Source organism: Kitasatospora sp. NPDC023385 (genome assembly GCF_055664045.1).
The window spans coordinates 361295-385068 of record NZ_JBVOOL010000004.1 but is presented as its reverse complement, the minus strand read 5'-3'; the positions used below and the strand labels follow the sequence as shown (position 1 = coordinate 385068).

21 protein-coding genes are annotated in these 23774 nt (G+C 71.8%); 5 read left to right on the top strand and 16 right to left on the bottom strand.

Translation table 11 applies throughout. The features are described from left to right. Positions 1 to 87: 87 nt before the first annotated feature. The 6 genes from AC0B61_RS09575 to AC0B61_RS09550 all read right to left on the bottom strand — a co-directional run bounded on the left by AC0B61_RS09575 (position 88) and on the right by AC0B61_RS09550 (position 7235). On the bottom strand, positions 88 to 1986 hold the full coding sequence (locus AC0B61_RS09575; protein WP_471740056.1) for a putative Ig domain-containing protein: 1899 nt from the start codon (positions 1984 to 1986) through the stop codon (positions 88 to 90). Between the two features lie 439 nt (positions 1987 to 2425). Next, entirely contained in the window at positions 2426 to 3700 is a 1275-nt protein-coding gene (locus tag AC0B61_RS09570; RefSeq protein ID WP_471740055.1) for an alpha/beta hydrolase family protein, read from the bottom strand. Between the two features lie 182 nt (positions 3701 to 3882). Further along, positions 3883 to 5112 carry an acyl-CoA dehydrogenase family protein gene (locus tag AC0B61_RS09565; RefSeq protein WP_471740054.1) on the bottom strand — a complete coding sequence of 410 codons (1230 nt, stop codon included), beginning with the start codon at positions 5110 to 5112 and terminating at the stop codon, positions 3883 to 3885. Positions 5113 to 5115: 3 nt separating this feature from the next. Next, a complete protein-coding gene (locus AC0B61_RS09560) occupies positions 5116 to 6144 on the bottom strand; it encodes a phosphotransferase family protein (protein ID WP_471740053.1) in 1029 nt (342 codons plus the stop codon). 154 nt (positions 6145 to 6298) lie between these two features. Further along, entirely contained in the window at positions 6299 to 6634 is a 336-nt protein-coding gene (locus AC0B61_RS09555) for a hypothetical protein (RefSeq protein ID WP_471740052.1), read from the bottom strand. After that, positions 6618 to 7235, bottom strand: coding sequence for an anthrax toxin lethal factor-related metalloendopeptidase (locus AC0B61_RS09550; protein ID WP_471740051.1), 618 nt, complete (start codon positions 7233 to 7235; stop codon positions 6618 to 6620). Before AC0B61_RS09550 ends, AC0B61_RS09555 begins: the two co-directional genes overlap by 17 nt. A gap of 76 nt (positions 7236 to 7311) precedes the next feature. Here AC0B61_RS09550 and cutA point away from each other — a divergent pair, with 76 nt between their 5' ends. Further along, positions 7312 to 7641: a divalent-cation tolerance protein CutA gene (cutA, locus tag AC0B61_RS09545; protein WP_471740050.1), complete on the top strand. Its 330-nt coding sequence runs from the start codon at positions 7312 to 7314 to the stop codon at positions 7639 to 7641. 186 nt (positions 7642 to 7827) lie between these two features. After that, positions 7828 to 9099 (top strand): polysaccharide deacetylase family protein, encoded by a 1272-nt coding sequence (locus AC0B61_RS09540; RefSeq protein ID WP_471740049.1) that lies wholly within the window; start codon positions 7828 to 7830, stop codon positions 9097 to 9099. 49 nt (positions 9100 to 9148) lie between these two features. Here AC0B61_RS09540 and AC0B61_RS09535 read toward each other — a convergent pair whose 3' ends face one another. Further along, the gene (locus AC0B61_RS09535; protein WP_471740048.1) at positions 9149 to 11017 is read right to left on the bottom strand and encodes a transglycosylase domain-containing protein; all 1869 of its coding nucleotides are present in this window, start codon (positions 11015 to 11017) and stop codon (positions 9149 to 9151) included. A gap of 324 nt (positions 11018 to 11341) precedes the next feature. Between AC0B61_RS09535 and AC0B61_RS09530 the strand changes: the two genes are divergently transcribed. Next, complete coding sequence (locus AC0B61_RS09530) at positions 11342 to 12451, top strand: hypothetical protein (RefSeq protein ID WP_471740047.1); 1110 nt, start codon at positions 11342 to 11344, stop codon at positions 12449 to 12451. Positions 12452 to 12528: 77 nt separating this feature from the next. Here the strand turns inward: AC0B61_RS09530 and AC0B61_RS09525 are convergent, their stop codons facing one another. From AC0B61_RS09525 to AC0B61_RS09510, 4 genes are all read right to left on the bottom strand, one after another. Continuing rightward, positions 12529 to 13428: a Gfo/Idh/MocA family protein gene (locus tag AC0B61_RS09525; protein WP_471740046.1), complete on the bottom strand. Its 900-nt coding sequence runs from the start codon at positions 13426 to 13428 to the stop codon at positions 12529 to 12531. 120 nt (positions 13429 to 13548) lie between these two features. Beyond that, positions 13549 to 14220, bottom strand: coding sequence for an O-methyltransferase (locus AC0B61_RS09520; RefSeq protein ID WP_471740045.1), 672 nt, complete (start codon positions 14218 to 14220; stop codon positions 13549 to 13551). Between the two features lie 113 nt (positions 14221 to 14333). Next, positions 14334 to 14996 carry a DedA family protein gene (locus AC0B61_RS09515; protein ID WP_471740044.1) on the bottom strand — a complete coding sequence of 221 codons (663 nt, stop codon included), beginning with the start codon at positions 14994 to 14996 and terminating at the stop codon, positions 14334 to 14336. A 371-nt stretch (positions 14997 to 15367) separates the two neighbouring features. Further along, on the bottom strand, positions 15368 to 16432 hold the full coding sequence (locus tag AC0B61_RS09510) for an aldo/keto reductase (RefSeq protein ID WP_471740043.1): 1065 nt from the start codon (positions 16430 to 16432) through the stop codon (positions 15368 to 15370). A gap of 117 nt (positions 16433 to 16549) precedes the next feature. Between AC0B61_RS09510 and AC0B61_RS09505 the strand changes: the two genes are divergently transcribed. Further along, positions 16550 to 17383, top strand: coding sequence for a helix-turn-helix transcriptional regulator (locus AC0B61_RS09505; protein ID WP_471740042.1), 834 nt, complete (start codon positions 16550 to 16552; stop codon positions 17381 to 17383). Between the two features lie 319 nt (positions 17384 to 17702). Here AC0B61_RS09505 and AC0B61_RS09500 read toward each other — a convergent pair whose 3' ends face one another. The 5 genes from AC0B61_RS09500 to AC0B61_RS09480 all read right to left on the bottom strand — a co-directional run bounded on the left by AC0B61_RS09500 (position 17703) and on the right by AC0B61_RS09480 (position 22386). Next, positions 17703 to 18182: a nuclear transport factor 2 family protein gene (locus AC0B61_RS09500; protein WP_471740041.1), complete on the bottom strand. Its 480-nt coding sequence runs from the start codon at positions 18180 to 18182 to the stop codon at positions 17703 to 17705. A 167-nt stretch (positions 18183 to 18349) separates the two neighbouring features. Beyond that, positions 18350 to 19201, bottom strand: coding sequence for a class I SAM-dependent methyltransferase (locus tag AC0B61_RS09495; protein WP_471740040.1), 852 nt, complete (start codon positions 19199 to 19201; stop codon positions 18350 to 18352). A gap of 236 nt (positions 19202 to 19437) precedes the next feature. Further along, positions 19438 to 20232, bottom strand: coding sequence for a spermidine synthase (locus AC0B61_RS09490; protein WP_471740110.1), 795 nt, complete (start codon positions 20230 to 20232; stop codon positions 19438 to 19440). A 53-nt stretch (positions 20233 to 20285) separates the two neighbouring features. Then, a complete protein-coding gene (locus AC0B61_RS09485; protein WP_471740039.1) occupies positions 20286 to 21311 on the bottom strand; it encodes an alpha/beta hydrolase in 1026 nt (341 codons plus the stop codon). Between the two features lie 178 nt (positions 21312 to 21489). Next, positions 21490 to 22386 (bottom strand): helix-turn-helix domain-containing protein, encoded by an 897-nt coding sequence (locus AC0B61_RS09480; protein ID WP_471740038.1) that lies wholly within the window; start codon positions 22384 to 22386, stop codon positions 21490 to 21492. Between the two features lie 158 nt (positions 22387 to 22544). On the opposite strand from AC0B61_RS09480, the gene AC0B61_RS09475 reads away from it, so the two are divergent. After that, positions 22545 to 23660 (top strand): NAD(P)-dependent alcohol dehydrogenase, encoded by a 1116-nt coding sequence (locus tag AC0B61_RS09475; RefSeq protein ID WP_471740036.1) that lies wholly within the window; start codon positions 22545 to 22547, stop codon positions 23658 to 23660. Positions 23661 to 23774 lie beyond the last annotated feature (114 nt).

The following is a 23774-nucleotide window of genomic DNA, read 5'->3' as shown; positions in this document are numbered from 1 at the left end:
GGCGGCCGGATCGGATCCCCTTCGGGCGGAAAGACGGCACCGGGGCGGGCCGCTGGGCCCACCCCGGTGCGTTCGGCGTGCTGGTCGTCAGGAGACGGTCACGTCGTCGTAGTAGGTGTAGGTCGGGTCACCCGCGTAGTTGTCGTCGTGGTTGCTCAGGGTGAGGGTGTAGGAGTGGCCCGGGGTGACGGTGGCCGTCTTGTTGGTCCAGGTGCCGGTGGTCGTGCAGGTCTTGGCGAGGACCGTGGTGGTCGTGCCGGTGGTGTTGTCCTTCAGGGTGGCGGTGGCCCAGTCGTAGGTGACGGTGTCGTTGCAGGTGTTGCTGTACCAGAAGGACACCTTGGTGGAGCCGGTGGGCGCGGTGAAGGTCTGGGCGAGCGAGGAGTCCCCGGTCGGGTTGGCGGAGCCGACCATGGCGCCGTAGCTGCCGCTGTGGGCGGCGGCGGTGGTGGCGGAGGTGGTGCCGGCGGCGGTCCAGCCGGTCAGGTTGCCGTTCTCGAAGCCGCCGTTGGTGACGGCGTTACCGCCGCCGCCGCTGGTGGACTCGGTCCAGCTGAAGCTGGTGCTGCCGGTGGCGCCGGTGGTGTCGGTCGCGGTGACGGTGACGCCGGAGGTGCCGGCGGCGGTCGGGGTGCCGGAGATCAGGCCGGTCGTGGCGTTGATCGTCAGGCCGGCCGGCAGGCCGGTGGCCGAGTAGCTGAGGGTCTGGCCGGAGGCGGAGTCGGTGGCGTGGACCTGCAGGCTGGCCGCGGTGCCGACGGTGCCGCTCTGGTTGCCCGGGTTCGTGACGGTGACCGTGTTGCCGTGGGTCAGGATGGCGTGCGAGATCGCGCAGGAGTTGGTGTCGTTGGACCAGCTGGCCTGCTCGGCGTAGGAGCCGAAGCCGCCGAAGGAGATGTTGGCGGCGCCGCCGGTGCTGCCGGGCTTGATCCAGGCGCACTCGTCGGAGTTCTCCTGGCCGTTGTAGCTGCTGCCCGAGACGTGGTTGGTCCAGCCGCCGGCCGGGTTCTGGTCGGACATCATCTCGTGCCACTCGTGGCCGAGGGTCATCGTCCAACCGTCGAGCGTGCCGGGCGAGTTGACGAATCCGACGCCGCAGTTGGCACCCGCGTCGACGTTGTAGGGCTGGTTGGAGAACGCGATGTCGCCGTAGGGCGAGTTCGCCGCACCGCCGGTGAGGGTGGTGTCACCGTTCCAGTCGTGCCAGGCGCAGTACCCGGTGCTGGGGTTCTGGTAGTCGTCCGGGTTGGTGCCGTGCGGGGACAGCACGATGTAGTACGCGTCCCGGTTGGAGGCGGCGGTGGTGTTGCCGAAGTGGCCGGCGGCCTTGACCGCCTCCTGGCCGAGCTGGTTGCCGCTGGCCTGGCTCGGCGAGGCGGCCGCGTTGTCGTACCAGACGCCGGACAGGACGCCGCCGCTCTGGTACGGGATGAAGTTGGCGTTGGACGGGCAGCTCACGGCGCCGGTGGCGACGGCGGGGCCGTCGCACCACTGCGTCAGGTCGGCCGACCAGGTCTCACTGTTGGTGCCGATGCCCTTGAACATCTGCTGGGCGGCGCCGGCCGCACCCGCCGAGTCGCCCGAGAACTTCGCGTTGCCGTTGGCGTCGGTGGTCTGCGAGCCCCACTGGTTGCCGTAGAACACCAGATAGACCTTGGAGTGCCCGCTCTGCACGCCGATGCCGTCGACGCCGCCGCCGTAGGACAGCGTCTGCTGGCCGGTGGCTGCGGCCTGGTTGTGGGCGGCGAGCCACTTCTTGTAGTTCTCGTGCTGGGACATGCCCGGTACGGCGCCGTGCCGGTACGGGTGTCCGCTCTGCGGGCTCCAGGGGTTGAACTCGCTGCCGGTGCTGCCCTGCGAGCTGGAGATGTCCTGTGCGGAGGCCGGGCCGGCGGCGCCGGCCAGGCCGGCGGCGGCGAGCGCGAGCGACGCTATGCCGGTGAGCGCGGCGTACTTCGCGCGTCGGATCCTGGGTGAGTGACCCATGGGTGAGGGTGCCTCTCTTCTGCCGATCGCCCTGCGGTTTGGGGGCCGCGGACGATCCCTTTGTGGGGAAGGGCCGGCGGGGAATTCCGGCGGGCGTCGGTTCCGGTCGGAATTCTTCCGCACACCCGGAATTGACTGCCCGTCGGTTCTTTTCGCCTGCTGGGCATGAAGGAAAGCAGAGCTGATGAACAGCGGTCAACGGCAAAGGGTAAGGATTGATTAAGGAGGGAGTCCAGGCAGGTCAAGCCGCGTCGATGAGATGGGATCAACGCGCGTAGCCATTAACTGAATACGAACCCGAATTCTGTTCCTGAATCCGCTTGCCACCCCCGCGAATTGGCGTTCCCTGACGGGCATTCATCGCTCCCCGCAGGCCCCTGACCTCGGCTCGGCCGGAAAAGGGGCGGCGCCGGGACTCCACCCGGCACCGCCCGGACTACTAACCCTCGTACGCCATTTCCGGGAAACGCGGCGAAGGCCCGTCCAGCAGCCGGTCGTCGTGCCCGCGCAGCCAGCGGTCGAAGAACGAGGCGACGTACGCGCGGGTGGCGAGCTCCGCGCGGCCGGGGCGAATGTCGCCGACGTCCCCGCGCAGCTGCTCCGCGCCGAGCGAGCCCTGCCGGGCGAGCTGGGGCAGCAGGGACTGGGCGTCGGTGTACGACCCGTGGCGGGAACCGGTGAGGGTGACGTCGGCGTGCCAGCCGGTGCTGTGCTGCCACAGCGCGTTCCAGCCGGGCTGCCGGCGGTAGCTCCCCGAGTCGTCGCTCCCGCTGCCCATGAGCAGGAAGGGGCGGTCCAGGCCGTCCTCGGCGAGGCTCGGCAGGAAGACTCCGGTGTGGCCGTCCGGGCCGGGGAAGTGCAGTTGGCCGTCCAGGTTGATCGCGGCGGCGATGCGCGGGTCGTCGTGCATGGTCTGGAGTGCGGTGAAGCCGCCCGCCGAGTGGCCGACCATGCCGATCCGGTCGAGGTCGAGCGCGCCGGCCACACCGGCCGGCAGGCCGGGCCGTCCGCCCAGCCCGGGGAGCTGGTCCAGCACGAAGCGGGTGTCGTCGACCCGGGTGCCGAGGGCCTTGCGCAGCACGGCGCCGATGTCGAGGTCCGGTTGGCCGAGCATGCCGGGGAACGCGGAGGCGGCCAGGCCGCCGCCCGGGAAGGCGACTTCGGAGGCCTCGTAGGTGTGGTCGACGGTGACCACGACGTAGCCGCGCGAGGCCAGGTCCTCGACGAGCGCCGTCCCCCAGGTCCGCGGGTCGCCGAGGCCGGGCGAGTACAGCACCACCGGGCGCCGGCCGCCGGGCAGCGCCGGGGCGTCCTGGCGGGCGTGGGTGCGGATGCCGGACCAGTCGGTGGCGCCCGGCTCGGTGCCGTAGTTGACCTTGGCGAGGCCGTCGGCGCTGCCGAAGTGCGCCCCGGCGGCGGGCTCCATGTACGGTGCGCGGTCGGCCGGGCCGGCCGGGCGGGAGGTCGGGTACCAGAGGCTGATCATCAGCTCGCGCCGGTGCCCGGGCTGCCAGGGGTCCTCCCGGGCGACGTCGGTCAGGTGCAGCGCGGTCGTCCCGATCGGGTACGGCCCGGTGGGTTCCGGCAGCCACGCCCGCGCCTGCTGCCCGGCACTCCCGCCCTCCACCGCCACCGCTCCCGGCGCGCCGACCGTGCCCAGCACCGCCGTCGCCGCCAGCAGGACCGCAGCCACGGCCTGTCCCCCACTGCCCATGTTGTCTCTCCTCGCGCTGGTCGATCCGGTCGATCGAACATGCAGGACACTACGGGCGGGGGCGGCCCGGAGCCGTCATACCCGGGAGCCAATCAGCCCTGACTACCCGGGTATGACGCCCCTAGGGTCAGCTACGTCCGGTCCCACGGACGCACCCTCGAGCGTCCTCGGCCGTCCTCGTCCTAGCGGTAGCGCCTCAGCTCCCGGCGGGCCAGCGAGCGCTTGTGCACCTCGTCGGGGCCGTCGGCCAGCCGCAGGGTGCGGTTGCCGGCCCAGAGTTGGGCGAGCGGGGTGTCCTGGCTGACGCCGGCGGCGCCGTGGGCCTGGACGGCCTTGTCCAGGATCCATTCGACGGTGCGCGGGGTGGCGATCTTGATCGCCTGGATCTCGGTGTGCGCGCCGCGGTTGCCGACGGTGTCCATCAGCCAGGCGGTCTTGAGCACCAGCAGCCGCAGCTGCTCGATCCGGACGCGGGACTCGGCGATCCAGTCCTGGACCACTCCCTGCTCGGCGAGCGGCCTGCCGAAGGCGATCCGCTCGCTCGCCCGGCGGCACATCAGCTCCAGTGCCCGTTCGGCGATGCCGATCGCGCGCATGCAGTGGTGGATCCGGCCCGGGCCGAGCCGGGCCTGGGCGATGGCGAAGCCGCTGCCCTCCTCGCCGATCAGGTGGGAGACCGGGACGCGGACGTCCTCGAACAGCACCTCGGCGTGGCCGCCGTGGTCGGCGTCGTCGTAGCCGAAGACCGTCATGCCGCGCTTGACGGTGACGCCGGGGGTGTCGCGCGGGACGAGCACCATGCTCTGCCGGCGGTGCGGTTCGGCGGTGGGATCGGTCTGTCCCATCACGATGAGGAGTCTGCAGTCCGGGTTCATCGCCCCGGTGATGTACCACTTGTGGCCGTTGATCACGTACTCGTCGCCGTGCCGCTCGATCCGGGTGGCGATGTTGGTGGCGTCCGAGGAGGCCACCTCGGGCTCGGTCATCGCGAACGCGGAGCGGATCTCGGCGTCGAGGAGGGGGCGCAGCCACTGTTCGCGCTGCTCGGCGCTGCCGAACTGGGCCAGCAGTTCCATGTTGCCGGTGTCGGGGGCGGCGCAGTTGAGCGCGGGCGGGGCCAACTGCGGGCTGCGGCCGGTGATCTCGGCGAGCGGGGCGTACTGCAGGTTGGTGAGGCCGGCCCCGGGCCCGCCCGGGGTGCTGTCCCGGTCGGCGAGGAAGAGGTTCCACAGGCCCTGCTTGCGGGCTTCGGCCTGCAGGTCGGCGACGACCGGGGGGACGGCCCAGGGCGCGCGGGCCGGGTCGGCGAGCTGCGCGGCGAGGACGGGCTCGGCGGGGTGGACGTGCTCGTCCATGAACGCCAGCAGCTGATCGCGGAGTCGTTCGGTCCGGGCGTCGTACGCGAAGTCCATCGGTCAGTTCTCCTTGAGGGTGGCCAGGCCGTGCCGGGCGAGGACGGGGGCCATCTCGCCCGCGCGCTCGAAGCCCGCGCCGAGGGTGCGGCCCTGCTGGAACCGGAAGTGGATGCCTTCGGCGACGGCGGCGAGCTTGAACGACGCGAAGGCCACGTACCAGTCCAGGTCTGCCGCTTGCCGTCCGGTCGTCCCGGCGTACCGGGAGACGATCTCGTCGGGCTTCGGGAAGCCGGGGGCGGTCATGGCGGAGGGGATGATGCCGCCGCCGACTCCGGCGAGCTCGGTGTACATCACCAGGAGGCCGATGTCGGTGAGCGGGTCGCCGAGGGTGGACATCTCCCAGTCCAGGACGGCGGCGATGTCGTCGCCTTCGTCGACCAGCACGTTGTCCAGCCGGTAGTCGCCGTGCACGAGGGCGGGCGCGGGCGAGGCGGGCAGCCGCTCGGTGAGCAGCGCGTGGAGCCGGTCGAGCTGGGGCAGGTCGCGGCTGCGGGAGGCGGCGAGCTGCTGGGACCAGCGGCGCAGTTGGCGCTCGAGGTAGCCGTCGGGCCGCCCGAAGTCCGCCAGGCCCACGGCGGCGGGGTCGATCCGGTGCAGGGCGGCCAGGGTGTCGACCAGTCGGTGGCCGAGCGCCTGGACGCGCTGTTCCCCGAGGGCGGCGAGCGGGGCGGCGTCCCGGTGCGCGGTGCCGGTGACGTGCTCCATGAGGTACCAGGGGGCGCCGAGGACGTCGTCGCCCTGGTCGATCAGCAGCATGCGGGGGACCGGTACTCCGGTGCCGCGCAGGGCCGACATCACCCGGTACTCGCGCCCCATGTCGTGCGCGGTGGCGAGCACATGGCCGAGCGGGGGCCGGCGCAGCACCCAGCGGGAGGTGCCGTCGGTGAGGACGTACGTGAGGTTGGAGCGGCCGCCCTCGATGAGGTCGGCCCGCAGCGGTCCCTGGACGGTGCCGGGCAGTTCGCGCCGCAGGTGGGAACGGAGTCGGCCCAGGTCCAGGCCGGGCGGGTCGGCGGGGGTGTCGGCCATCGGGCGGCTCCTGGAGTCGACGGGCATTGACTAAGCGCTTGCTTAGCATTCAGCCGCGTCACCCCTCCTGTCAATCCTCCCGTCGACGACCCGACCCCCGAGCCGGACCGGCTCAGGGGTCGTTCGGGTGGTGTCGGCCGCGACCCTGGCCGTACTACCGGCCCGAGCCCCGCTCCCGCGTCTTCCGCTGCATGTCCATCAGCATGGCCAACGTCTCGGGGTGCACCGTGCTCTCCCCCTCGTCGTCGTCCAGGTCGTCCAGGTCGTCCAGGTCGTCGTCGAGGTCGTCGCCGTCATCCGCCTCGCGCGGATTCTGCCGCGCCCGTGGAAGCAGTTCGTCGTAGCGGGGATCCCCCGGTTCGATCTTGTGCCACCCGTCGTAGAAGTACCCCTCCGGGGCCTTCCCGCCGTACCGCTGCCAGATGGTGGCGCCGTCCGCGTCGAGCATCGGGTTCCCGGTGACCTCGTAGCTCTCAGAATGCTCGCTCAAAGTACTCCTTCAGTATCTTCGCGGCCTCGCGGTCGCCGAACGTGAACTTCGTCAGCTTCTTGGCGGTCCAGAAATTGAATGCCTCGGCGAAGAACTCGTGCGGCTGGCGGGTGTACCCGTCCAGCTTCGGATTGCCGCCGATCCGGTCCAGGACCTGCTGTTGCACATGCTGCCACTCCGGCTGGCGGCTCTTGAATCCGTAGGCCTCGTCGACCGCGTGCCCGAACTCGTGGACGGCAACGCTGCTGCGCTCGTCGGCACTTGAATCGACGAGGAGCCGGCGCTGGTCCGGCCGGTACATTCCGGGCACCTCGTCCGCAGGCACGCTTCCTCCCACCGGCCTGACGCCCGCGAGGTCGAAGCCTCCCGGAAGCTCCGTGACAGGCCTGGGGCCGATGCTGATCCCGCCACCCGGGACCGCCTTCAGGTAGTCCCAGACCTTGTTGAAGACCTTGGGGGGCACGCGCGCCAACTCGGTGGTCACCTTGGCGACGCTCGGGTGGTCCTCGACGTACTCGCGCGGGGGCAGTCGGCCGGGCATCGGCAGCTCGACCGGCTTGGCGTGGGCAAGGTTTCGGTCCGGCCTCGTGATGTCGATCACGTCAGCGGGGGGGCCTGCGAGGGCGGTCGCTCCGCGGCTCAGGGCCGCGGCCGGTGGCGCCGGTAGCGTTCGGGGCATGACGAACCGTGACTTCATCGTGGTGACCACGACGCACGACGACGAGACGAAGGCCCGCGACCTGGCCTCGGCGGTGGTGCGTGACCGGCTTGCGGCCTGTGCGCAGGTGTACGCCGTCCGGTCCGTCTACTGGTGGGACGGCGAGGTCCGGGACTCCGCGGAGTGGCGCATCGACCTGAAGACCCGGGCCGGGCTCGCCGAGCGGCTGGCGGCGCGCATCGCCGAACTGCACTCCTACGAGACACCGGAAATCGTCGGCGTTCCGGTGGTCACCGGCTCGACCGCCTACCTGGACTGGGTGGACGCGGAGACGACGCACGACCGCTGAGCATCCGCACGGGGCCAGCAGTCGCACGCGCCCACAGTCGCCCCGGCGTCGGCCGCGGCAGCCCGCACACCCTTCAACGCGGTCCGCTGGCACGGTGGTTCAGCGCGATCGACGAAACGTTCATCACCCCCACGAGCATCGACCAAGGTGTTCTAATGGTCGAACTGCAGGGCGATTTGTGGAGGTATGGTGCGGTTTGCTCGCGGCACGACCGGACTGCTCGCGGTGGGGGTCGTCGCGGCCCTCGTCCTGACCACGGGAGGCCCCGACTCGCCGGGCAGACCCACCGCCGCCGGCACCACCCCCGCGAGCCCCGCCCCCGGCCCGACCGGCACACCGTCCGACACCGAAAGCCCCACCCCCGCCCCCACGCCGACCCCCACCTGGGACGGCCAGGTCAAGGTGCTCGGCGACGGCTCCACCTCCGACACCGGCCCCCAGCCGGCCCAGCCCAGGCCCGAGAAGCTGAAACCCGGCGAGAAGCCGCCACAGTTCGTCGTCTTCTCCTGGGACGGGGCCCTCGAAGGCGACGACCACCTGTTCTCCCGTTTCCGCAAGCTCGGTGCGGAGAACAACGCCCGGATGACGTTCTTCCTGAGCGGCATCTACACCCTGCCGAAGTCCAAGCGCACCCTCTACCACCCCCCGCAGCACGACGCCGGCGCCGCCGCCATCGACTTCGCCACCGACAGCCACATCAAGGCCACCCTGGAGCAGCTGCGCCTGGCCTGGCAGGACGGCAACGAGATCGGCACCCACTTCAACGGGCACTTCTGCGAGGCCAAGGGTGGTGGCGAGTGGAGCACCGAGGAGTGGCGGAGCGAGCTCGACCAGGCGGTCTCCTTCGTCACCAACTGGAAGACCAACACCGGCTTCAAGGACCTCCCGCCGCTCCCCTTCGACTACACCAAGGAGCTGGTCGGCGGGCGCGCCCCCTGCCTGGAGGGCCAGAAGAACCTGCTCGCGGCCGAGAAGGCCGCGGGTTTCCGCTACGACGCCAGCTCGCCGGGCGAGTTCCAGGTCTGGCCCGCCAGGAAGGACGGCCTCTGGAACTTCCCGCTCCAGCTGCTGCCCTACCCGGGCACGTCGAGCCAGGTGCTCTCGATGGACTTCAACTTCCTCGCCAACCAGTCCAAGGACAGCACCAAAGGCGACCCGAAGAAGTACGACACGTGGGAGAAGGCGACCCGGGACGGCTACCTCGCCGGCTTCGAGCGCGTCTACAACGGCAGCCGCGCCCCGCTCTTCATCGGCAACCACTTCGAGGACTGGAACGGCGGCATCTACATGCAGGCCGTCGAGGACGTGATGAAGAGCGTGTGCAAGCGCGACGGCGTCCGCTGCGTCTCGTTCCGCCAGGTCGCCGACTGGCTGGACGCCCAGGATCCGAAGGTGCTCGACCAACTGCGCCGACTGGATCCCGGGCAGCCCGCCGACTGGTCGCGCCTGGTCAAGTGAGGGCAGCCGGGCGGTCCGTGGCGTGGCGGGCCGCGCGGCCGCGCCCGGCCTACCGCCCACCGGCCGCCTTCGTGTAGGCGGTCCAGATCCGGGTCGGCAGCGCCGAGTCCGGGGTGTCCGGGGCGGCCCCGCCCACGCCCTCCAGCGAGAGCAGCTTCATGTCCTTCAGGTCCGCCCGGAAGACGGTGACCGCCGTGGCCATCCCCCCGTCGTAGCCGACGGACCAGCCCGCCGTCCGATCCGCCGTCGTACCGGACTTCGCCGCCACGGCCGGGCCCGCCTCCGCCGCCGCCCTGGCGCTCCCGTCGCGGACCGCGCCCTTGAGCGCCGCGTCCACCTCCCCCGCGACCGCCGGGGTCAGCGCCTGCACGGCGGTCGGCAGCCGCAGCCCGAGCTGCGCGCCGTTGCGGCTGACGCCGAGCACCGAGTACGGGTCGGTGCGGCTGCCTCCCGCGGCGAAGGCGGTGTACGCGTCCGCGGTCCTGATCGCGCTCGGCGTGGAGTTGCCGGCCCCGAACGCGGGCACCAGGTCGCCCATGCTGCCCGGGAGCAGGCCGAGGTCCGCGGCGGTCTTCTGGACCCGGTCCAGGCCGACGTCCATGCCGAGTTGCACCATCGGCCCGTTGACGGACTGCTCGACCGCGCTCCTCAGGGTGACCGGGCCCCAGTCGCGCCCACCGTCGTTCGCGGTCTTCACGATCTTCCCGTCGCGTCCCCAGTACGGCCCTTCGGGGGTCATCACCTTCACCCCGTTGTCGCCGTCGTACGTGGTGGTGGGCGTCACCGGGGTCCGGCTGCCGCCGCGCTCGCGCTGCACCCCCTGGCCGAGCCCGGCGGCGTAGACCAGCGGGGTGAAGGCCGAACCGATCGGCACCGACGAGGTGTTGGCGTTGTTGAAGCCCTGCTTGAGGTAGTCGGGGCCGCCGTGGAGCGCGACGATCCGCCCGTCGAGGGCCACCGAGGCGGCGCCGACCTTCAGCAGCCGGTCGGCTTCGCGGCTGCCGGGGTCGAGTCCCTTGGTGGACTCCTGGACGGCGGCGGCCAGGGCGTCGACCTTCGGCTTCTCGAAGGTGGTGCGGATCTGGTAGCCGCCGAGGTCCAACTGGGCCGGTGTGATGTCGCTGTGGCTCTCCACGTAGGACCGGGCCATGTCCACCAGGTACCCGACCTGGCCGCCCAGCCCCGCCGACTTCGGCTGGGGCCTGGGCTCGGGGAACACCGTGTAGCGCGCGCGTTCGGCGGCGGAGAGCTTGCCGACCTCCACCATCCGCTTCAGGATCCAGGACCACCGCTCCTCGGCCCGCCGGTGGTTCTCCGGGCTCAGCGCCGGGTCGTACTGCCCGGCTCCCTTCAACAGGGCGGCCAGGAAGGCCCCTTCGCTCGGGTCGAGCTGCGAGACGTCCTTGCCGTAGTACGCCGCCGCGGCGCGTTCGATGCCGTAACTGCCGCGCCCGAACCAGCTGGTGTTGAGGTAACCGGCCAGGATGTCGTCCTTGTCCGTCCGCCGGTCCAGCTTGATCGCGATGACCATCTCGCTGAGCTTGCGGGACATGTCCTGACGCTGGTTCAGGTAGGCGTTCTTGACGTACTGCTGGGTGATGGTCGAGCCGCCCTGGGTGTCACCGCCCGAGAGCATCGAGGAGGCCGCCCGGCCGATGCCCGTCACGGAGATCCCCGGGTCCTCGTAGAAGGTCTCGTTCTCGGCGGCCAGCACGGCCCACCGCACCGGCTCCGGCACCTGGCCGAGCGGCACCTCCTGCCGGTTGGTCGGGCCGATCCGCGCCATCTCGGTGCCGTCGGCCCAGAAGTAGACGTTGTTCTGCTGGGTGGCGAAGGCGTTCAGGTCCTCCGGCACCTTGGTGATCGTGAAGAACCACGCCGCCGTCCCCGTCAGCGCCACCGCCCCGACCCCCGCCACCAGGAGTAGCTGACGCCAGGACGGGAGCCACCGCCGGACCCCGCGCCGCCCGCCGCGCGGGTAGTCGATCCGCCGCAACGGACGCCATCGTCGGCGTCCGGGCGACTCCCCCTCGGCCCCGCCAGCTCGGTGTGCACGCACAGTCCGGTCTCCGATTTCGCTCGCGCAACAGTCCTCTCGAACAGATAGATGCGATCGGGGCCGGGCCAGGAGGGCACGCAAGCGGTGTGATCATGGTCATACCGCGGCTGACGACCGCCGCCGCGCCCGGCGCCGACGGCCGCCCGGCGCCGCGGCGGCCCCCGCGACCGCCACAATGGCGCCATGAGGTTGATCCACACCGCGCTCGGCGCACTGCTGCTCCTGCTGATCGTCGGCAGCATCCTGCGCACGCTGGTCGTCCCGCGCGGGCTCTACTCGTCCCTGGTCAACCGGCTCTGGGCGGTGCTACGGGCCGTGCTGCGGCTCTCCGCCACGCCCTTCGGCGGCTACCGCGCGCAGGACCGGGCGCTCACGTGGCTGGCTCCGCTGGTCCTGCTGGGCATGCTCGGCATGTGGCTCGGCGGGATGCTGCTCGCCTACACCCTGCTGCTGCACGGCACGTCGGGGTTCGGCTGGACGATCGCCATCCGCGAGGCCGGCTCCAGCCTCTTCACCCTGGGCTTCGCGAGCGGCGAGCGGCTGCAGCTGTCCGCGATCGACTTCATGGCCGCGGCCAGCGGCCCGCTGGTGATCGCCCTGCAGATCTCCTACCTGCCCACCCTGTACGCCGCCTACCAGCGCCGTGAGACCGAGGTGACGCTGCTGCAGTCCCGGGCCGGCGAACCCGCGTGGGGCCCCGAACTGCTGGCCCGGCAGTCCCTGGTGGACACTGAGACCGCACTCCCCCAGCTCTACCGGGACTGGGAACGCCTGGCCGCCGACATCGGGGAGAGCCACTCCAACTACCCGGTGCTGCTCTCCTTCCGCTCCCCCCAGCCGAACCGCAGCTGGGTGGTCGGCCTGATCGCCGTGCTGGACGCCGCCGCCCTGCACCTCGCCCTGTGCCCGCGCTCGGCCCCGCCCGAGGCCCGCCTGGTGCTCCGCGCCGGGTTCACCGCGATGCGCGACATCGCCCGCTCGCTGCGCATCCACTTCGACCCGGACCCCGACCCGGACGTCCCGATCCGGCTGACCTACGCCGAGTACCTGGGCGCCGTCGCGATGATCACCGCGGCCGGCTTCCCCCGCGAACGCCCGGTCGAGGAGGCCTGGCCGCACTTCCACGGCTGGCGCGTCAACTACGAGGCCGTGGCGTACGAACTGGCCCGCCGCAGCGACGCCGTCCCCGCCCTCTGGACCGGCCCGCGGGACTTCCACGCGGCCACCATCCCGCCGACCCGCCCCGCCGACCGCCGACCGGACGCCGCCCAGCCGCCCCTGCCGCCGCGCTGACGACGACCCGGGGGCGGCCCCGGGCCGGCCCCGGATCCTGGCGCCTCAGGGCGTCAGCGCCTCAGGGCCTCAGGGCCTCACACCGCCACCGGACCGCCGGCGGCCAGCGAGTGCTCGGCCGCCGCGAGGACCTCCACCACCCGCAGGCCGAAGTCCGCCCCGCACGCGTGCGGCTCGCCGGAGGCCGCGGCGGCCCGCAGGGCGTCCAGCGCCCGGTGCAGGGCGGCGAGCGGCCCCTCGCCGCGCTCCGGCAGGTGCACCACGCCGTGCTCGCCGCGCAGTTCCATGCCCGTCCCGCCCGCCGCGCTCGGCGCGGTCAGGCTGAGCGCGAGCGTGCTGGACGCGCCACCGGCGTGCCGCAGCACCAGGTGCACGGCGTCCAGCGGGCCGGCCACCGCCGTCACCTGCGTCACGTCGCCCAGCACCGGGAGCAGCACGGACAGCGCGTGCGGGCCGACGTCCCACAGCGAACCCTTCTCCTGCCGCCACGGCGAGGCCGCGTACGGGCTGGCGCTGCCCGGCGCGAACACCGAGCCGAGCCAGTCCGAGCGGCCGGTGTACCAGCCGCCCAGCGCCGCCTGCTCCTCGATCCACGGGATCTGCGGGCCGCCGAAGCGCACCGTGAAGAACACCACCGAGGCGACCTCGTGCTCCCGCACCGCCGCGGCCACGGCCCGGGCGTCCGGCACGGTCAGCGCGACCGGCTTGTCCAGCAGCAGGTGGCAGCCGGCCTCGGCGGCCCGCACCGCGAGGCCCGCCTGCACGGTCGGCGGCAGGGCGATGGAGACCGCGTCGACGTCGGCCAGCAGCCGGTCGAGGTCCGCGTACCCGGGCACGCCGTGCGCGGCGCCCAGCGCCTCGGCCGCCTCCGGGCGGCGGCCCCAGACGCCGGTGAACTCCAGCCCGGGATGCTCGGCCAGCACGGGCGCGTGCACCCGCTCCGCCCAGGGGCCGGTGCCCAGCAGTCCGATCCGCACGATGTCTCCGTTCCTCGTGTGCCTGGTGCCACGGCTGTGCCTGGTGCGTCAGCCACGTGCCGGGTGTCGGCTACGTCCGGCGTGTCGGCTACGTCTGGTGTCCCGGCCGTAGCCGGTATCTCAACCCTGGACGCGGGCGAGTGTGAAGCCGTCGTAGCCCTTGCTGCCGACCGTCTGCACCGAGGTCGCGGTGACCTTCGGCTCGGCCGCGATCAGCTCGTGCAGGGCCCGGGTGCCGACCACCGCGGGGTCGCTGCTGTCCGCGTCGGCGACGGCGCCGCCGCGGACCACGTTGTCGACGATGATCAGCGAGCCCGGCCGGGTCAGCTGGAGCGCCCGGCGGAAGTACGCGGGGTTGCTCGGCTTGTCCGCGTCGATGAAGACCAGGTCGAAAGGCTCGACGCCCTGCTCCACCAGCGCCGCCAGCGAGTCGGCGGCCCGGCCCAGCCGCACCTCGGCGACCTGCTCGAGCCCGGCGGCGGCCAGGTTGGCGCGGGCCACCTCGGCGTGCCGGGGATCGACCTCCAGGGTGATCAGGGTGCCGTCGGCGGGCAGGGCCCGGGCCAGCCAGATCGCGCTGTAACCGCCGAGCGTGCCGACCTCCAGGATCCGCTTCGCGCCCTGCGTCAGCGCCAGCAGGTGCAGCAGCTTGCCCTGGTTGGGGGCCACCGCGATCTCCGGCAGCCCGGCCGCGGCGGCGGCGGCCGTCGCGGCTTCCAACACCGGGTCGTGCCCGACCAGCTGTTCGGTGAAGTACGCGTCCACGGCATCCCACGTCGCCTGCAACGCCATCGGGCCCTCCAGAGTGCAAGATCGGCAAGTACCCCGCCGATGCTACTCCGAGGGCCCGATGGCTCCGGGACGACCGTCAACCGCGCTCCGGGACGACCGTCAACCGCGCTCCGTCACTCCGCGACGGCGGCCGTGGCGGCAGCGGCGGCAGCCGCCTCCTCCGCCTCGATCCTGGCGTGCGTCTTCGCGGCCCGGCGCTTCATGATCCAGGCCGAGAGTGCCCCGACCACGATCGCCGCGGCCAGTCCGGCCCACGAGAAGCGGGCCAGCCACGGCTCGATGCTCTTGCCCACCTTGTAGACCAGCAGCGTCGTCCCGCCGGCCCAGACGACGCCGCCCAGCACGTTGGCGATCAGGAACTTCCAGTACGGCATCTTCAGCGCGCCCGCCAGCGGACCGGCGAAGATGCGCAGCAGGGCGATGAACCGGCCGAAGAAGACCGCCCACATGCCCCACTTCTGGAACGAGCGCTCGGCGGTGGCCAGGTGCGAGGGGCCGAAGTGCTTGGGGAACTTGCGTCCCAGCTTCTCGAAGAGCGGCTTGCCGCCCTTGCGTCCGATCGAGTAGCCGATCGAGTCGCCGATGATCGCGCCGGCGACCGCGCAGGCCGCGACGCCCCACGGGCTCACCACGCCCTTGACCGCCATCAGGGACGCCGTGACCAGGGCGATCTCGCCGGGCAGCGGAATGCCCAGCGATTCGATGCCGATGATCAGACCGACCACGGCGTACACCGCGACCGGCGGAATGCCCTCGATCCAGGCGTCGATGTGCAAGGCCAGTACCTCCGTGGCAGGACGGGACCGGCCGCGCCCCCGTGGAGCCGCGGGCCGGTCCCGGCAGTCTTTGTCCGATGGCGGCACGACGCCGCTCCCCCTCAGGGAGGGTAACGTGCCGGGCGGCCCGTCCCCCTGGCCGATCACCCGTCGACTTCGACGTGCGGCCGTACGCCATGGTTCCAGGCGGACCCGTTTTTCCTCAAGATTCGGCAAAGTTCCTGCCACGGCCGGAGTGCCCTCGGCCACGGGCGGCGCTCACCGCCGCACGGACCTCCCCGCGTCCTCGTGCTCGTACCCGAGCCGGAGGTCTGCCGGTGATCACCCGACGGGAGTAGCAGTGCTGCCCCCCCGGGGCCCGGTATCGGGTGTCAGCGGCGGGTTTCGATCTTCAGGTCGCCGTGGGTCACCGCGCGCATCCTGTCGCCGGCGAGCATGTCGTGCGGGAAGCCGAGTTCGATCGCGCCGGCCTCGTCGAGGCGGGCCAGTTGGGAGGCCGTGAAGTCGACCTCCAGGGCACCCAGGTTGTCCTCCAGTTGCGCGAGAGTGCGGGCGCCGATGAGCGATGCCGTCACGTCCGGGTTCTTCAGGGTCCAGGCCAACCCGACCTGGGCGGTTGTGCGGCCCAGCTCCGCGGCGACCTCCTTCACGACATCGGCGATGTCCAAGGTGCGTTCGGTCAGCCCGCCGTTGGCGATGTTGAAGTTCTTCCGGGTGCCGTCGTCGACCGCGGCGTTCGCCGCGGTCAGGTCGTCGCGGCTGTACTTGCCGGTGAGCACCCCGCCGGCCAGTGGCGAGTACGGCACCACGCCCAACCCCATCTCGCGTGCCATGGGGATCAGGTCACGTTCCCCGGTGCGCTCGATCAGGTTGTATTCGATCTGCAGCGCGACCAGCGGCGACCAGCCGCGCAGGTCGGCGATCGCCTGCATGCGCGACACCTGCCAGGCCGGGGCGTTGGAGATCGCCACGTACAGGACCTTGCCCTGCCGGACCAGATCGTCCATGCCGCGCAGGATCTCCTCGACCGGTGTCGTGAAATCCCACACGTGCAGGTACAGCAGATCGATGTAGTCCGTGTTCAGCTGTCGCAGACTGGCTTCCACCGACGCGAAAAGGCTCTTGCGGTGCGGGCCCCCGGAATTCGGGTCGCCGGGCCGGCGCAGCGTGGTGTATTTCGTCGCCAGCACCAGGCTTTCGCGGTTGTCGCGGGTGAATTCACCCAGCAAGCGCTCAGAGCTGCCATCGGTGTAGGTGTTGGCGGTGTCGATGAAGTTGCCGCCGCGCTCGACGTAGAGGTCGAACAGCCTGCGCGCCTCGTCCTGCTCGGCACCCCAGCCCCACTCGGTGCCGAAGGTCGCCGCGCCCAGCGCCAGCGGTGAGACCCGCAGCCCGGAACGGCCGAGCAGCCGGTAGGTGTCGAGGGTGAGCGACATCGTGTCCTCCTGTGCTTGTGATCCGTTGTAGAGCACAAGTCTCTGACCGCCGCGAGCCGGGGATAAGGGAAGGAAGTTCCTGGGAACACCAGTCCTACCCTGCCTGTTGGGCCGGACATGACGACCCGCACCGTGGACACGGCACAGGAGCTGGCCGCATTCCTGCGGACCCGACGCGAACGCCTCAACCCGGACGACTTCGGCCTGCCGTCGCGTCAGCAGGCCCGGCGGACCCCAGGACTGCGCCGCGAGGAGGTCGCCGAACTGGCCGGGGTCAGCACCGACTACGTCGTCCGGCTGGAACAGGCCCGGGGACTGCGGCCCTCAGCGAACGTGGTGGAGGCGCTGGCCCGGGCGCTGCGCCTGGCCCCCGACGAACGCGCCTACCTCTTCAATCTGGCCCAGCAGCGCCCCCGCAACGCCGACGAGCCCGCCACCACTGCGGCGCCGCCGCTGGCCCGGCTGGTCGCCGACCTGTCACCACTGCCGGCCATGCTGATGAACCACCGCTACGACATCCTGGCCTGGAACAGCGAAATGGCGGGGCTGCTGCTGGATTTCGAAACCCTGCCGCCGGCGCAGCGCAATGCGATGTGGCTCTGCCTGGTACACCCGGAGATACGCGAACTCTACGTCGACCGCGAGCGCGTCGTGCGGGAGGGAATCGCCCACCTGCGCGCAGCGTGGGCCACGCACCCGGAGGACCGGGCGTTGACCGACCTCATCACCGAATGCAGCACCCGTAACGAGGAATTCGCGCGACTGTGGGCCGAGCGAGACGTGAAGGTCAACGGCCGCGGACGCAAGGTGGTGCGGCATCCGGGCGCCGGTGTGATCGCTGTGCACTTCGAAGTGCTTGTGCCCCTCCAGGATCCGGACCAGCGGTTGATGATCTGCCGCGCCGCGGACGATGAGAGCCAGTCGGCATTCGACCGGTTGCGCGCACGGTGAGCCGGTGAGCTGGTGGGGGCGGGTTGCCCCGCCCGCACCCGCTCCGGAACATCGCTGAGGAGGCCAACACGACGGAGGCGGAGCCCGCGCAGCAGCGCAGGATCCTCGATCCGACAGCGGGCCGGCACCGGCCCGTACGGCGCTCAGAAGAGCACCGGGTCACCAATCCGTGTGTGGCGCAATGCCGTTCCGGTAGTCCTGGCTGCACACCGTAGCCCGCCGGCCAAAGCCGATGCCAGCCTCCCAGGCCGCAGTGCGGCACGGTCCAGCCGCTCATCGCGCGGGACGCCGACGGCATCGGAGATGTACTGAAGCGACGCTAGACCACGGCTGTTGGGGACCACTCGTCCGGCAACTGCGGCGGGGTTCCCTGAGTCCAGACCACACGCAGCGACGAGGCCGAGATCCGCCAGCCGTCGGCTGTCCTGACCAGTTCGGTGTCGGTGTGGCCGGCAGAGACGAAGACGCTGTCCGCGCTGTCCGCCAGAACATGGGTACTCAGCTGGGCGCCGCGGACAGTGGCCTGGTCGCCGTTGACTTCGATGACGGCGTTGGTACTCAGATGCACGGTCCGGTCGAACAGTGCCATCCCGCGTCGGATGCGTGCCAACAGGGCATCGCGGCCGTGGACGGTGCCGATGGGCGTCTCCGCGGTGACGTTCTCGGTATGGAAGGCGCGCGCCCATTCCTCGTCGAAGACCCCGTCGTCCAGGGAGTGCAGGTAGCGGTCCATCAGATCGGTGATCTCGGCGCGGTCGGTCAGGGCCCGCAGGTGGCGTTGCATCGCTTCGTTGTCCATGCCCAGAAGCTTGCAACCTCAAGTGCGCTTCAGGTCAACCGGAGTCACGCACACCTCGGATCAGAACCGGAAACAGGACCTGTAGGTGGCGTGGTGAGCGGAGTCGGTCGAGACGCCGCCGGCCTGATTGATCAGACTCCGCGCGCGGCGGCCCGCCGTTCCAGCGTCTACGACCCGTGGGGCCGCTCGGCGAAGTCCAGGACGGTGACCGAGGGGCGGTGGGTGGACAGGGGCGGGAAGGTCAGCACCAGCGGCAGGAGGGCGCCGACGAGCCCACGCCCGCCAATCGGCCGGACGTCGCGCACGGTGGTCACCGCCGGGCTCGCGGTCCGGAGCTTGTCCCGCTCACCCGCGTCCATCGCCCACGGCATCGGGGGCGGCACGTAGTCGTGCGTACGCATCTTCCCGTTCAGGGTGAGCCGACTGAACCAGTGCGGCACGGCGTCGAGTACCAGCGAGCCGCCCGGGAACCGCTCCGCGCAGCCTGCGATCAGGGCCTTCACCCGGGCCGGCGGAAGGTACATGAGCAGGCCTTGTGCGGTGACCAACACCGCGCGGTCCCGGTCCACCTCCTCGGCCCAGCCGAGATCAATGGCATCGGCGGCCAGGTAGCGCTGTCGCGGGCCGGGCGGCAGCAGCCGCTCGCGCAGGGCGATCGACTCGGGCAGGTCCACGCTGAGCCAGTGGGCCCGGCCGTTGTCGACCCGCCAGTACTGCGTCTCCAGCCCCTCCCCCAGGCAGACCACGGTGCCGCGCGGCTCCCGCAGCAGAAAGTCCGTCACCTCGCGGTCGAAGCAGGCCACCCGCAGCGCCTGGAGCTGGGCCTGGACGGCGCTGGTGCCGAACCGCTCCTCGAACGGAAAGTCGATCCGCTCGACCAGCTCCACGGCCTTCGGGTCGTGCAGCACGGCATCCGGCCGACGGGCCTCGACGGCGCGCTGGTAGAGCGTCCACAGCGCCGTCTCGGGCACGGCACTCAGCTCGGCTGACAGCGGTGCGGACGGTTCGGTAGAAACCACGTGAGCCTCCTCAGGAGCGGTGAATCAAGATCAGCGGAACCACGAGCAGCGAGATCGAGAGCTGATCGAGAGCCAAGGCCGTGCTCCGCAGTCAGTCATGAACCCGCCGATTCTGACACCCGTCCGTGCGACGCCCCGGCCCGACGCGCGGCCTGTCCCGCTCCGGGCCCGGCCTCGACACTCCGGGGCTCCCGACCGCGGGCGACCGACGCAGAGCCGTGCTCGGCCGGCGCGGCTCAGCCGAGGGTGAAGGCTCCGTCGGGCGGGGGCGGGGAGTCGGTGGCGTCCGTGTCCGTGACCGGGGCGGTGCGGCCGACCAGGGCCGCCAGGTCGCCGCCCTCCACCAGTCGGGCCGGGAAGATGTCGCCGGCGCACAGCCGGCTCAGCTCCGCCGTGGGCAGCGGCGCCGTCGAGCCGGCCAGCAGCACGTTGCCGTACCGCCGCCCGCGCAGCACCGACGCCTCCGCCACCAGGCACACGTACGGGAACACCGCCCGGACCGTTGCCGCCTGCGCCCTGGCGAAGGCCAGCGGCGGGCCGTCCGCCAGATTCGCCGCGTAGCAGCCGCCGTCGCGCAGCACGGCCGCGGCCAGGCCGACGAATTCCACCGAGGTCAGGTGGGCGGGGGTGCGGGAGCCGCGGAAGACGTCCGCGATCAGCAGGTCCTGCGAACCCGCCGGGATGCCGGCGAGTGCCGCCCGGGCGTCGCCGACCGTCGCGGTGACGTCCGCGCCGGGCCCCTGCCAGGGCAGGTGCTCGGCGACCAGGTCCAGCAGCGGCCCGTCGACCTCCACCACCCGCTGCCGCGAGCCGGGCCGGGTCGCGGCCAGGTAGCGGGGCAGGGTCAGTGCGCCGCCGCCCAGGTGCAGCGCGTCCAGTGGCCGTCCGGCCGGGGCGAGCGCGTCGGCGAGGTGGCCGAGCCGCCGGGTGTACTCGAACTCGAGGTGGGTCGGGTCGGCGAGGTCGACGTACGACTGCGGGGTGCCGTCGAGGGTGAGCAGCCAGCCGCCGTCCCGGTCGAGGTCCGGCATGAGCTTGGCGAAGCCGAGGTCGGTCCGTCGCCCGACCGGTGCCGGCTCGTCCGTCACGCGTTCTCCCCGACGGACGGCACGTCCTCGACGGGCTGCACGTCGTCCACGGACGGCACGTCGTCGATGGACGGCACGTCCAGATACGCGGCCAGCCAGCGGTCCAGTTCGGCGAACACCTGGGTCCGGGCCGTCTCCGCGGAGAGCACCAGGTCGTGCATGCCGCCTTCGATCCGCACGATCGTCACGTGCCGGCCGAGCTTCGGCCCCTGCGCGGCGATGTCGTCGGCGCGCAGCACGCCGTCGGCGTGGTGGAGGGCGTTGTGCCACTTGGTGGTGGTGATGGACTTGGTCGAGGCCATCAGCAGTACCGGCACGTCGATCCCCAGTCCGTGCCGCAACCGGCGGTGTCCCTGGTGGATCGCCGCGAGCCAGCCCGCGAACAGCGGGAAGCCCTCGGCGCGCTTGAGGGTGAGGTCGAAGTCCCACTCGCCCTTGTGGTCCTTGTGCAGGCTGTGCGTGTAGTGCGGGTTGAGGGTCGAGGGCAGCACCCGGGTCGGCGCGAGCCGCGCGATCGCCAGCACGGCCGGTGCGCCGAACGTCCGCACCGCGGGCGCGGCCGGCATCGACAGGAACGGGCTGTTCAGGAACAGTCCGTCCACCAGTCCGCGGCCGGCCCGCCGCCCCGCCCACAGCGCGCCGATCAGCCCGCCGGTCGAGTGCCCGTTCACCAGCAGCTGCCGGTGGCCGTCCACCTCCCGGATGATCCGCACCGCCTCGTCGATCTCCTCGTCGTACTCCACGAGGTCCCGGACGAAGTTCGGCGACTGGTGCGGCCGCAGCGACCGTCCGTACTTGCGCAGGTCCAGGGCGTAGAAGGAGAACCCGAGCGCGGCGTAGTGGTCGGCCAGGTTGGTCTGGAAGAAGTAGTCGTTGTACCCGTGGATGTAGAGCACCGCCCGCTTCGCGCCGGGGACGACCCGCCGCACGAGCGTCGCGCACACGGTTCCCTCGGCGTCGGCCCGCAGTTCCAGCTCCGCCGCCTCGTAGGGCGCACCCAGGATGTCTTCCCGAAACTCCATCGCCGCCGCACCGATCCTCTGCTCTGCCTGCCGGTGTGGCAGGTGACCACCCGTTCCGCCCCGACCATACCGGCCGGTAGGTGCGGAGCGCTCGGCGGTGGGTCCGGCGGTGGTTCGGCGGTGGGAACTGCGGTGGGAACTGCGGTGGGTCCGGCCGGGGCGGCTGTTGGGCGGGGCGCTACCGGGCCTGCTCGGCGGCGGACTCGGCCCGCGCCTCGGACACCCCCGCCTGGAACTCGGTGGCCGCCCAACTGGCCAGCAGGCGCAGCGATTCGGCCGAGGTCGAGCCCGGCTCGGCGTGGTAGGCGACCAGCACCTGGTCGGCGTCCCCGGTCGGGCGGAGGGTCTCGTACTGCAGGCTGAGCCCGCCGACCACCGCGTGGTGCAGGCGCTTGGTGCCGTGGCCCTTGTCCTGGATGTTGTGGGTGGCCCAGAGGCTCCGGAACTCCTCGCTCTTGACGGAGAGTTCGCCGATCAGCGAGGCGAGCCTGGGGTCGTCCGGGTCGCGTCCGGCGTCCAGCCGCAGCATGCCGACGATGTCGGAGGCCTTGCCTTCCCAGTCCACGTACAGCTCGTGGGCGCCCGGGTCGAGGAAGACGTGCCAGGCGATGTTGCGCTGCTCGGGCGGCATGGCCGCGAAGTCGCCGAGCAGGGCGGTGCCGAGCCGGTTCCAGGCGATGATGTCGAGGCGCCGGCCGATGACGTACGCGGGCACGCCCTCCATCGCGTCCAGCAGCCGCTGCAGCTCCGGCCGTACCCGTTGCACCCGGGCGGCGGCCCGGCCGGGGCGGCGGCGCGGCGGCTTGGTCAGCCGGCCGAGGTGGTCGCGCTCGGCGGGGGTGAGCCGCAGGACCCGGGCGATGGCGTCCAGCACGGCGGTGGAGACGCTCTCGCCGTGGCCCTGTTCGAGCCGGGTGTAGTAGGCGGTGCTCACTCCGGCGAGCTGGGCCAACTCCTCGCGGCGCAGGCCGGGCACCCGGCGCCGGGTCGCGGTGTCCGGCAGGCCCACGTCCTCGGGCCGCAGCCGGGCGCGGCGGGATCGGAGGAACTCGCTGAGTTCGGTGCGCTGGTCCATGACTGCAGTATGCGGGCGGTCCGGTGCCGGGGGGTGCGCACGAGGGTGATACTGCCGTGCGTACGTTCCGCGGCCGTACGTCCCGGGTTCGTACGTCCCGGCTTCGTACGTTGATCCTTGATCTGGCTGGCCGGATCGGCCCGCCGCAGGCTGGGGGCATGACGAACGAGACGCCGCAGAGCACCACCCCGAGCACCACCACGAGCACCGCCGCCAGCCCGGGCACCGCCCGTACCGTCACCGCCTACGCGGCGCAGCACCCCGACGCCCCGCTGGCGAAGACCACGGTCAGCCGGCGGGCCGTCGGCGCGCAGGACATCGTGATCGACATCAAGTACTCCGGCATCTGCCATTCCGACCTCCACCAGGTCGGCGAGGACTGGGGCACCGGCATCTTCCCGATGGTGCCGGGCCACGAGATCGCCGGCGTGGTCGCCGAGGTCGGCCCCGGCGTCACCCGCTGGAAGGTCGGCGACCGGGTCGGTGTCGGCTGCTTCGTCGACTCCTGCCGGGAGTGCGACAACTGCCGTGCGGGCCTGCAGCAGTACTGCACCGGCGAGGGCGGCGTCGTCTACACCTACAACAGCACGGGCAAGGACGGCCTGCCGACGTACGGCGGCTACTCCGCGGAGCTCGTGGTCGACGAGGCGTACGCGCTGCGCATCCCCGACAGCCTGCCGCTGGACGCCGCCGCGCCGCTGCTGTGCGCCGGCATCACGCTGTACTCGCCGCTCGCCCACTGGGGCGCGGGCCCGGGCAAGAAGGTCGCGATCGTCGGTCTCGGCGGCCTCGGCCACCTGGGGGTGAAGCTCGCCCACGCGATGGGCGCGGAGGTCACCGTGCTCAGCCAGTCGCTGCGCAAGCGCGAGGACGGTCTGAAGCTCGGCGCCGACCACTACCGGGCCACCTCCGACCCCGCGACCTTCACCGAGCTGGCGGGCAGCTTCGACCTGATCGTCAACACCGTCTCCGCCGACCTCGACCTGGGCGCGTACATCGGCCTGCTGCGCACCGACGGCACCCTGGTGCAGGTCGGCATGCCGGAGAAGCCGGTCACCCTGCACCCGTACCCGCTGGCCGTCGGGCGCCGCTCGCTGGCCGGTTCGATGATCGGCGGGCTGCCGGAGACCCAGGAGATGCTGGACTTCTGCGGTGAGCACGGGATCGCCGCGGAGATCGAGCTGATCCCGGCCGACCAGATCAACGAGGCCTACCGGCGGCTGCTGGACGGCGACGTCCGGTTCCGCTTCGTGATCGACGCCGCGACCATCTGACGGTCGGCGCGCGGAACAGCCGCGCAGAACAACCGCACGGAACAGCCTCGCAGTACAGCCGCGCGGAACGCCGTACGAATACGAAGGTGCCCCGCGTCCCGGTGCTCTCCCGTC

Bases quoted from the DNA above. Each gene is read 5' to 3' on its own strand.
- AC0B61_RS09575 (WP_471740056.1), bottom strand. From the start codon at position 1,986: ATGGGTCACTCACCCAGGATCCGACGCGCGAAGTACGCCGCGCTCACC.
- AC0B61_RS09570 (WP_471740055.1), bottom strand. From the start codon at position 3,700: ATGGGCAGTGGGGGACAGGCCGTGGCTGCGGTCCTGCTGGCGGCGACG.
- AC0B61_RS09565 (WP_471740054.1), bottom strand. From the start codon at position 5,112: ATGGACTTCGCGTACGACGCCCGGACCGAACGACTCCGCGATCAGCTG.
- AC0B61_RS09560 (WP_471740053.1), bottom strand. From the start codon at position 6,144: ATGGCCGACACCCCCGCCGACCCGCCCGGCCTGGACCTGGGCCGACTC.
- cutA (WP_471740050.1), top strand. From the start codon at position 7,312: ATGACGAACCGTGACTTCATCGTGGTGACCACGACGCACGACGACGAG.
- AC0B61_RS09540 (WP_471740049.1), top strand. From the start codon at position 7,828: ATGGTGCGGTTTGCTCGCGGCACGACCGGACTGCTCGCGGTGGGGGTC.
- AC0B61_RS09530 (WP_471740047.1), top strand. From the start codon at position 11,342: ATGAGGTTGATCCACACCGCGCTCGGCGCACTGCTGCTCCTGCTGATC.
- AC0B61_RS09520 (WP_471740045.1), bottom strand. From the start codon at position 14,220: ATGGCGTTGCAGGCGACGTGGGATGCCGTGGACGCGTACTTCACCGAA.
- AC0B61_RS09510 (WP_471740043.1), bottom strand. From the start codon at position 16,432: ATGTCGCTCACCCTCGACACCTACCGGCTGCTCGGCCGTTCCGGGCTG.
- AC0B61_RS09505 (WP_471740042.1), top strand. From the start codon at position 16,550: ATGACGACCCGCACCGTGGACACGGCACAGGAGCTGGCCGCATTCCTG.
- AC0B61_RS09500 (WP_471740041.1), bottom strand. From the start codon at position 18,182: ATGGACAACGAAGCGATGCAACGCCACCTGCGGGCCCTGACCGACCGC.
- AC0B61_RS09490 (WP_471740110.1), bottom strand. From the start codon at position 20,232: ATGCCGGACCTCGACCGGGACGGCGGCTGGCTGCTCACCCTCGACGGC.
- AC0B61_RS09485 (WP_471740039.1), bottom strand. From the start codon at position 21,311: ATGGAGTTTCGGGAAGACATCCTGGGTGCGCCCTACGAGGCGGCGGAG.
- AC0B61_RS09480 (WP_471740038.1), bottom strand. From the start codon at position 22,386: ATGGACCAGCGCACCGAACTCAGCGAGTTCCTCCGATCCCGCCGCGCC.
- AC0B61_RS09475 (WP_471740036.1), top strand. From the start codon at position 22,545: ATGACGAACGAGACGCCGCAGAGCACCACCCCGAGCACCACCACGAGC.